At 66.1% G+C, this 8,368-nt stretch carries 9 protein-coding genes; 6 read left to right on the top strand and 3 right to left on the bottom strand.

Annotation, left to right across the window (positions count from 1 at the left end):
• The first annotated feature begins 81 nt into the window (after positions 1-81).
• The 6 genes from LI92_RS17755 (at position 82) to LI92_RS17780 (ending at position 6,302) form a co-directional block, all read left to right on the top strand.
• Positions 82-780, top strand: coding sequence for a flavodoxin family protein (locus LI92_RS17755; RefSeq protein ID WP_082109789.1), 699 nt, complete (start codon positions 82-84; stop codon positions 778-780).
• A gap of 13 nt (positions 781-793) precedes the next feature.
• Entirely contained in the window at positions 794-1,297 is a 504-nt protein-coding gene (locus LI92_RS17760) for a DUF2505 domain-containing protein (RefSeq protein WP_046321219.1), read from the top strand.
• Positions 1,290-2,006: a nitroreductase family protein gene (locus LI92_RS17765; protein ID WP_046321221.1), complete on the top strand. Its 717-nt coding sequence runs from the start codon at positions 1,290-1,292 to the stop codon at positions 2,004-2,006. The genes LI92_RS17760 and LI92_RS17765 overlap by 8 nt, the downstream gene beginning before the upstream one ends.
• Before the next feature lie 231 nt (positions 2,007-2,237).
• Positions 2,238-3,842: a hypothetical protein gene (locus LI92_RS17770; RefSeq protein ID WP_046321222.1), complete on the top strand. Its 1,605-nt coding sequence runs from the start codon at positions 2,238-2,240 to the stop codon at positions 3,840-3,842.
• A gap of 226 nt (positions 3,843-4,068) precedes the next feature.
• Complete coding sequence (locus LI92_RS17775; RefSeq protein WP_046321223.1) at positions 4,069-5,418, top strand: hypothetical protein; 1,350 nt, start codon at positions 4,069-4,071, stop codon at positions 5,416-5,418.
• 98 nt (positions 5,419-5,516) lie between these two features.
• Positions 5,517-6,302: an alpha/beta hydrolase gene (locus LI92_RS17780; RefSeq protein ID WP_046321225.1), complete on the top strand. Its 786-nt coding sequence runs from the start codon at positions 5,517-5,519 to the stop codon at positions 6,300-6,302.
• Positions 6,303-6,317: 15 nt separating this feature from the next.
• On the opposite strand, the gene LI92_RS17785 is transcribed toward LI92_RS17780, so the two are convergent.
• The 3 genes from LI92_RS17785 to LI92_RS17795 form a co-directional block, all read right to left on the bottom strand.
• Positions 6,318-7,130, bottom strand: coding sequence for a phthiotriol/phenolphthiotriol dimycocerosates methyltransferase (locus LI92_RS17785; RefSeq protein WP_046321226.1), 813 nt, complete (start codon positions 7,128-7,130; stop codon positions 6,318-6,320).
• A 64-nt stretch (positions 7,131-7,194) separates the two neighbouring features.
• On the bottom strand, positions 7,195-8,025 hold the full coding sequence (locus tag LI92_RS17790) for an SDR family NAD(P)-dependent oxidoreductase (protein ID WP_046321227.1): 831 nt from the start codon (positions 8,023-8,025) through the stop codon (positions 7,195-7,197).
• The coding region (locus LI92_RS17795; RefSeq protein ID WP_152665537.1) for a cytochrome P450 at positions 8,022-8,368 on the bottom strand (347 nt) is incomplete at its 5' end. The genes LI92_RS17795 and LI92_RS17790, both read right to left, overlap by 4 nt.

Consider the following 8,368-nt stretch of genomic DNA (forward strand, 5'->3'; position numbering starts at 1 on the left):
GAGAGCCGAAGCTGGGACCGCCGTATGAACCCGGCGGTTCAGCGAGGCTCGACAAAGGAGAGCCGAAGCTGGGACCGCCGCATGAACCAGGAGGCACAGATGGCGGCTGAGACCAGCGAACGCGACGGCCGGGCGCCGCGGATTCTGTTGTTGTACTACAGCTTCTCCGGGCAGTCGCGCAAGGTCCTGGAGACCGCAGGCGAAGTGTTCGCGCAGCGCGGCTGCGAAGTGGTGGAAGCCGGTATCGAATTCACCGATCCGCGCTATGCGCAGCGGTTCGCCCAGTTCCCGCTGCGCCGGGTCTGGCCGGACATGCTCAGCGTGCTCAAGGCGCAGCAGCGGGGGGAGACGGGGCAGATTCGCACGCCCGACGCGGTGCGCGACGGCGAGTACGACTTGATCTGCATCGGCTCTCCGACCTGGTGGAAAGCGCCGGCCATGCCGATCAGGTCGTTCCTCAAAACGGATGAGGCGCGAAAACTCTTGGACGGCAAGCCGTTCGTGGTGTTCACGGTGTGCCGTGAATTCTGGCAGGAGAACTACGCCGAGGTCTGCCGGCTCGCCGAGGAATGTGGTGGGCGCTATCAGGACGAGATCCACTTCAGCTATCCCGGTGACCCGTTGCGTTCGATGCTGGCGTTGACCAGTTTCCTGGGCAGCGGGCGCTACCGGGAGCGTTACCTGGGGCTTCGGCTGCCCCCGACCAATGTTCAGCCCGAACAGCTCGACCGGGTCCGCACGTTCGCCGCCGGCCTGGTGGGCCGGCTGTTCGGCAAGTGAGAGGTCAGCGGCTATGCCCCGTTCCTTCGAGGTGAGATTCGCCTCGCCGGCAACCGTCGAGCAGGTGCACGGCGCCTTCGGCAACCGCGCCTATTGGCAGGCCCGGCTGCAGGCGTTCGGCGGCAACAAAAGCCTGGACTGTCTCGATATCGACGCCGACGGCCGGATTCGGGTCGTGGTGAACGAGGATCTGCGCCACGGCGCGTTGCCCGGGATGCTGGCAAAGGTGTACCGCGGCGACCTCAACATCGTCTCCACCGAGGTCTGGACGCCGACGGCGGACGGCCGGGTCGACGGCGCCATCACGGTCGCGGTGACCGGCGCCCCGGGCTCGGGCAGCGGTGTCGCGGTGCTCGAACGCGCCGGCACCGGCTCGCAGATGACGCTCAGCGGTACCGTCCGCTTCAAGATGCCGCTGGTCGGCGGTCCCATCGAGAGCTTTCTGGCTCGCGAGTTCGCCCAAGGTGTGCCGGAGATTCAACGGTTCACCACGAGTTGGCTAGGTGAGAATGCCTGATTCGGAGTTCCCGTACACCCACGTGCCGGCCACCGCCGAGGCATTGGCCCGGCTGGACATGCCGCTGGGTGAGGCGATGATGACCCAGCGTGCGATACGGCGGGTGTATTCCGATCCGGTCGACGACGCGGTGGTGCTCAAGTGCATCGAACTGGCGTTGCGGGCCCCGACCGGAAACGACGGTCAGAATTGGGAATTCATCGTCGTCAAGGACCGCAAAGTCAAAGAGGAATTGGCGAGGCGGTATCGGCAGGCCTGGAAAATTCAGCGCGGAGTGGTGCTGCGGCGCAAGATCAAAACCGACGAGTCGATCGCCGGAATCGCGCGGGCCATGCAGTGGCAGATCGACCACTTCGCCGAGCTGCCGGTGCTGGTGGTGGCCTGCCTGCGCCTGGGGGTCGGCGAGGGCCGGCTGCCGGTGGTGCGGATGCCGCACATCGCCGAATCCGCCTACTGGGGTTCGATCTATCCCAGCGTGCAGAATCTGCTGCTCGCGGCCCGTGCCATGGGCCTGGGCGCTTCACTGATCACCCTGCCGCTGTGGAATCAGCGCGCGGTGCGGCGCACCCTGGGTCTGCCGCACGCGGTCACTCCGTGTTGCATCGTGCCGCTGGGGTGGCCGCGCGGGCGTTACGGGCCGACCACCCGCAGGCCGGTCGGGGAGGTGGTTCACCTGAACGCTTATGGAGACCGTGCGTGGCTGGAATAGCTGAATGCACGCTGTGGTAATCCGTGGCCGGAGATTATGTGCGATTAAGGGGAAATTCGTCGGCGATTGGTGTAAGTTAATCGTCGATCGCTGAGTTCGGGCCGCGTGCTCCGATATGCGCGCACGGTCCGGGGGGACATCTAAGGGGGATGTGTGATCGGTGGGGGGACGCTTCAGCGTCGGAATACAACGGGCGGGGCCCATCGAGCGGCGCCGGGGCACCGGCCTGCGATGGTCGGGGCATCAGCGCCGCCGCGGCGGTATGCCACGGCCACAGTCAGCGCAGCACTGGCGGCGTCGACCGCGGTAGCCCTGGTGGCTCCGGTCTCGCCGGCCGCGCCCTGGATTCCCGGCCTGACCGCCGCCGAGCGGGCGGTGCAACTGGCGGCCGATCCCTCGTTCCTCAACATCCCCTTCAACTTCTTCCAGGACCTGGTCAACATCCCGTTCAACAACGTGCAGTCGACCAACGTGCTGGCCAACTCGTTCTTCTTCACCGGTAACTGGTTCACCCCCAGCGCCACCAACCTCTGGGGTGAGGATCCGGGCGACCCGGGGCACTTCATGGCGATCATGAATTACCTGTTCCCCTTCGCCCCCGAGATCTCGGGGCTGTATCAGCCCGAGATCGACAAAGTCGCTTTGGCCAACGGCACCGCGGGCCTGGGGCAGCAGTTGGCCATGTTTGCGGCCGCCATGTTGCCGGTCAGCGCTTCGTGTGACGCGATCCAGTGCTATCCGATGTCGCCGGTCGAGCCGATCACCGGCCTGACCGGCCTGGACCGGTCGATCAACTTCCTGGTGGCGTTCTCCAACTTCCCGAACGACGACAACCAACTGGATCTGTTCAAGTACTGGCTCAAAGTGCCGCTGCAGGATCTGTTCACCGGGTACACGTTCCCCAGCGGCCCCTTCAGCGACCCGGACAACCCGACCTCGGCGGGCATCGCCTCGCCGGTGGAGGGCATTGGCCCGAACGGCTCGGTGCCCGGGGGATTCGGGTTCCCGGGCACGCATCCCCTGGTGGACGACAACGGCGATCCCGTGCTCGATCAGTACGGCAACCAGATCAATCTGATGCCGTGGGCCGGCGTGACCTTCAAATTCGACGTGTTCGGGCCGTTCCTGCAGTGGTTCAACAGCCTCATGCAGCCGGTCGACTGGAGCGTCAACGGTGCGGACCCGACCGTCGGCTTTCACTTCGCCGCCCCCGACGACGTTGCGCAGGCGATGAAGGCCCTGATCGCCGGTCTCGTCATCGACTTCAACCCCTACGTCGCGGGCAGCCCGCTGTGCCCCGGGCTGTGCAATATGGCACCGTTCTCCCCGCCGTGGGGAGTGACCACCTTGGACCTGGTGAAATCGATCCAGGCCATCGGCGCGCCCAATCCGCAGATCCAGCAGTGGATCGACCTGACCGAGGCCGCTGCCCAGAACGCCGTGGGCGATGCGAACGGCTCAACCGACGAGCAGATTGTGGCCGCCATCTCCGCCCTGCAGACCGGAACGTTCACCTTCGACACCGAGACCCACAACGCGATCATCGACTTCCTGGGCGACATCAACCCCTACTTGCCGAACCTGGCGGTCAACTCCGGGCTGCTGACCGATCCCGGGTTTCTGGGGCCGTGGCCGATCAACCCCGAGACCGGTTACTACATGCCGCCGACCTGGAATCCGGACCTGCCGCTGGCCGAGCAGCAGATCGGCGAGTACGGGGGCCTGAACTCACTGCTGGTGTGGGACGACTTCCTGCGGGTCCTGGACCCGAGCGGGGGTCTGGTCGACGATCTCGACGCCTTGTGGGCCGAAATCGCCAGCTGGTTCACGTTCTAGACCGCGCCGACGCTGCGCGGGGCCGCGTCCGTGCGGTGAGTCCCGGGATGCAGGGGAGAAGTCCGCGCGACGACCGTGGCCAGGGATCTCATTCCCTACACAGCATTTACATCGCTTGACGACATGTGATTGTCGATTTGCGCTCAGTCGGCGCTTTGATAGATTACAGGAATGTCACGCGGCCCTGGCGCCGTGTAGAGCTACTTTACCTTGGGAGGAAATCGGGATGGTCACAGCCTTGCGTTCGTACTTCTCCGCGGGGCTGGCCATCACCACCGCCGGGCTCATCACCGTAGCCCCTCCGGCCGCTTCGATCGCCAAGAGCGAGGCGGTTCACCTCGAGACACAGCTCGCCGCCGGCGAGTCGCTGTGGAACGTGCCGTTGAACCTGTTCCAGGCTCTGGTCAACGCGCCGGCATGGGAAATCCACGCCATGGACACCCTGGCCAAGTCGCTGTTCTACAGCGGTCCGTGGTTCGCCGGAAGCCCGACGAACGCCTGGGGCGAGGACCCCGGCGACATGGGGCACTTCGAAGGCATCCTGCAGATGATGTTCCCCTTCCCGTTGATCTCCGGCGCCGGTCACGAAGGGGACCACAGCTACCCGGGCCTGGGCCAGCAGCTGTCGATGCTGGCCAATGTTCAGATCCCGATCGACCTGAGCTGCGCGGGCCTGGACTGCCTGCCGGCCATGCCGACCAGCCCGATCACCGGCTTCACCGCGATCGACCAGACCCTGTGGAGCCTGCTGATCGCCTTCGGCCTGCAGCCGTTCCCGTTGATCAACAACTGGTTCCAGATCCCGTTCTCGGCGATGACCAACGGCAACCAGTTCTACTTCGACCCCAACGGGCCGGGCATGGTCAACATCGGGTATGCCAATGACGGCTACTACTGGCAAGGCACCCGCACGCTCGAGGAGCTGGGGCTGAACCCGGAGGACTACCCGAACATCGACCCGAACGCCCCGCTGCAGCCGTGGGCGGGCAGCTACTACTCGATGGACTTCGGGCAGCCGTTCGCCAACTTCTTCAACAGCCTGACCCAGCCGTTCGATCCCGACCAGTTCATCCTGCCCGACCCGATCGATTTCGCGCGCGCCGTGCAGTCGATGATCGCCTCATCGCTGCTGGCCTTCAACCCGTTCATCCCCGGCAGCCCGGTCTGCCCCGGGCCGTGCCTGCTGCTCGAGCCCGGCGGCAACATCTTCGACCCCGAGGACTGGAACACCCCCAGCTACTTCTGGCTGGTGAAGATCATGGACGACCTGTGGCCGGGCAACCCGGTCATCGACGAGTGGATGGACGCCTACGCCGAGGGCACCGCCAACGTCTCCAACGAGGAGATGATCGAAACCCAGGCGTGGTTGTGGCGCCTGAACACCGTGCTGCTCGACATCAAGAACCCGTTGCCGCCGGACCCGGTCATCGACACCACCGCGTTCCTGCCCACCCCTGAGCAGCTCCAGGCCTTCTTCGGCGACTACTGGTACAACATCTTCGACAACAGCGGGATCATCGGGCCCTTCGACATCCAGGGTCTCTGGGACGCCATCTTCAACATCACCCCGGAGTAGCGATCAGGTGGCCGCGTGACCGGCCGGAGCGGGCTGACGCCCCGGTGGGCACGGTCGCTGCTACCGTTGCTGGCGCGGCGGATTGGGAGAGCGGTGCTGTGCTTGAGGTGATCGACAGGGGCGCTACCAGTGCGGCGCACCCCGTTCCGCTGTTGTTCGTCCACGGTGCGTGGCATGCCGCGTGGTGCTGGGAGGAGAACTTCCTCGGCTACTTCGCCGAGCGGGGTTATCGCGCGCTGGCGGTCAGTTTCCGCGGCCATGGTGCCAGCGCCACTGATAAGCCGTTGCGGGCCTGCGGCGTCGATGATTACGTCGCCGACATCGCGGCGGTGGCCGAGACTCTCCCGGTGCCCCCGGTGGTGATCGGCCACTCCCTGGGCGGGCTGATCGTGCAGAAGTACCTCGAGGGCCGTCCGGTGCCGGCTGCGGTCCTGATGGCGTCCATGCCGCCGCGGGGCAACTACGGTTCCACCCTGCGCTGGCTGCGCCACCGACCGTGGGATGCGATCAAGATGGCGGTAACCGGCAGGGCGCTGCCGTATATCAGCACGCCGGCGCGGGCTCGGCAGCATTTCTTCTCCGAGACCACCCCGGCGGAGACCGTCCTTGCGTGCGCGGCCCGGCTGCAGGAAGACTCCCCGCGGATCAGCGTGGACTGCTTGATCCTCAAGTTGCCCCGGCCCAGCCGTGTGACGACGCCACTGCTGGTGCTCGGCGCCGAGCAGGACGGCGCCCACACCTGCAAAGAAGTGCGAGCCACCGCACGTGCCTACGGCACCGAGGCCGAGTTCTTCGCGGGTATGGGCCACAACATGATGCTGGAACCAGGGTGGGACGCCGTGGCCGAGCGCATCCACCGATGGCTGGGCGATCGCGGCCTCTAGCGCCGGCCGCGCCGTTCAGTCCTTGGCGAAGCAGTACAGCCGGTAGACGAACTCGCCGTTCTGCAGCGCCCCGTTGAAGGTCCAGTCGGTAGCGGCGCTGGCCAGTCGGGCCAGGCTGCCATGGTGGGCGATCATGCTCTGCTTGCGGTCGAGGTTCTTCTCGTTGCCGCGCAGCACGTCCATGCTGATGTCTTCCTGGGACACCAGGCGCAGTCCGGTGCCGGCCAGCTCGGCGTCCCAGCGGTCCAGCTCGCTGCGCCGGCGGAAGTCGGTGTAGAGGAAATGCCCACCCGGGGCCAGCACGCGTGCGGCACCGTCGAAGAACCGGGCCGGGTGCGGGTACAGATGCGATGCCTCGACGTGCAACACCACATCGAACGAGCCGCCGTCGAACGGCAGGTTCTCGGCGTCGCCCTGCACGAAGTCCAGGCCGGGCAGCTGGTGGCGCTTGCGGCAGAACTCGATGGCGGTCTCATTGAGATCCAAACCGGTGTAGGCGGCGGGCTTGAAGGTGCGCATGACATACGACGCGCCGCCGCCGTGACCGCAGCTGACCTCCAGGACCTTCTTGCCGGCCAAGTCGACCTGGGCGGCGGTGCGGTGATACTGCTGGATGAAGAACCGGTTGGGTTCGTCGGAGGGATCCAGCGGCACCGCCATCGGCGGGTCCTCTTCGTAGCCGTAGTTGAGGAACAACCAGTCGTCGCCGCTGAGCATCCGGGTCTGGGTGGAGAATCGCTTGTTCACGAAAGAGGTGAACACCAAGTTGTAGACGAAGGGGTTCGTCAACACGCGATGGGTAACCGGGTTGAATATCAGGCGGTTCATCGTGGGCATCGGAGAAGTATCTCACGATTCGAGCGGCGCCGCGGTTCTGGCCCCGTGCCGGGAGTCAGTCGCGCAGCCCGCGCATCAGAATGCGGTTCCACAGCCGGTCGGAAACCAGGGCACGGGCCAACACGGTTGCCTTGCCGGAGATTCCGACCACGTAGCGCGGCCTGGGGTTGCGGGCCCTGACCACACGCAGCACCGCGCGCGCGACGGTGTCGGGCTCGATCATCACGCCCCGCTTGGCAGAGAGTTGGCGGGTGTTCTCGGCGTAGCGAATCTTAAAGTCGCGGTAAGGATCATCGGCTGAGTAGGTGGGTCGCGCCTCCTGCTGAGAGATGACGAAGGGCGTTCGGACCGCAGTCGGGTCGAGCAGCACCACGCGGACGCCGAACGGCGCCACCTCGGCACCCAGGGACAGCGACAGCGCCTCCATGCCGTACTTGACCACGTGGTAACCGCCGGCGCCTGGACTGGCGAAACGCCCTCCGGTACTGCCGATGTTGACGATGACGCCGGACCGGCGGTGGCGCATCCCGGGCAGAACCGCCTGGGCAAGGTGCAGTGCTGCAACCACATTGGTCTCAAACAGGCTGCGCAGGTCTTCCAGCGGCAGTTGCTCAAGCGGACAGGTCAGCGGAAATCCGGCGCTGTTGACCAGCACGTCCACCCCGCCATGGTCGGCAGTGATCTCCGCGACAAGGCTTTGCGCTGCGGCCTCGTCGGTGACATCGAGTCGGCGTGCGGTCAGCCCTCGGGCCGTAAGACGTTGCAGCGCTTCGGAATTACGCCCCACGGCATAGACGCGGTAACCGGCCTCCTGCAGCCGGTCGGCGGTTGCCTCGCCGATCCCGCTGGTTGCTCCGGTGACCAGCGCTACCGGCTGGGCGCTCATCGGGCGCCGGTGTTCCCGGACCGGGCCGGTGCGGGGTGCCCGGTGGAGCCGGCGGGAACCAATTCGACGGGCAGGTGCTCCAGGCCGCGCATGGTCGCGTTGACCAGATGGCGGGGCTCGCCGTCGAGCCGGATGGTCTCGACGTGGGGGATCAACTGGGTCAGCACCCGGCTCACTTCGATGCGGGTCAGGTGCGTGCCGAGGCAGTAGTGCGCGCCCCCGCCGAAAGCGAGGTGGTCGCTCGGATTGCGGTCCAGGTCGAAGGTGTCGGGATCGGGGTAGTGGCGTGGATCGCGGTTGGCGGCCGCGTAGAGCACCAACACCCGTGCACCGGCCGGGATGG

The sequence above is a fragment of the Mycobacterium sp. UM_Kg1 genome (assembly GCF_000972925.1).
Taxonomy (GTDB): domain Bacteria; phylum Actinomycetota; class Actinomycetes; order Mycobacteriales; family Mycobacteriaceae; genus Mycobacterium; species Mycobacterium hiberniae.

Coding starts and splice junctions, on each gene's coding strand:
- LI92_RS17755 (WP_082109789.1), top strand. CDS start 82: ATGAACCAGGAGGCACAGATGGCGGCTGAGACCAGCGAACGCGACGGC.
- LI92_RS17760 (WP_046321219.1), top strand. CDS start 794: ATGCCCCGTTCCTTCGAGGTGAGATTCGCCTCGCCGGCAACCGTCGAG.
- LI92_RS17765 (WP_046321221.1), top strand. CDS start 1,290: ATGCCTGATTCGGAGTTCCCGTACACCCACGTGCCGGCCACCGCCGAG.
- LI92_RS17770 (WP_046321222.1), top strand. CDS start 2,238: ATGGTCGGGGCATCAGCGCCGCCGCGGCGGTATGCCACGGCCACAGTC.
- LI92_RS17775 (WP_046321223.1), top strand. CDS start 4,069: ATGGTCACAGCCTTGCGTTCGTACTTCTCCGCGGGGCTGGCCATCACC.
- LI92_RS17785 (WP_046321226.1), bottom strand. CDS start 7,130: ATGAACCGCCTGATATTCAACCCGGTTACCCATCGCGTGTTGACGAAC.
- LI92_RS17790 (WP_046321227.1), bottom strand. CDS start 8,025: ATGAGCGCCCAGCCGGTAGCGCTGGTCACCGGAGCAACCAGCGGGATC.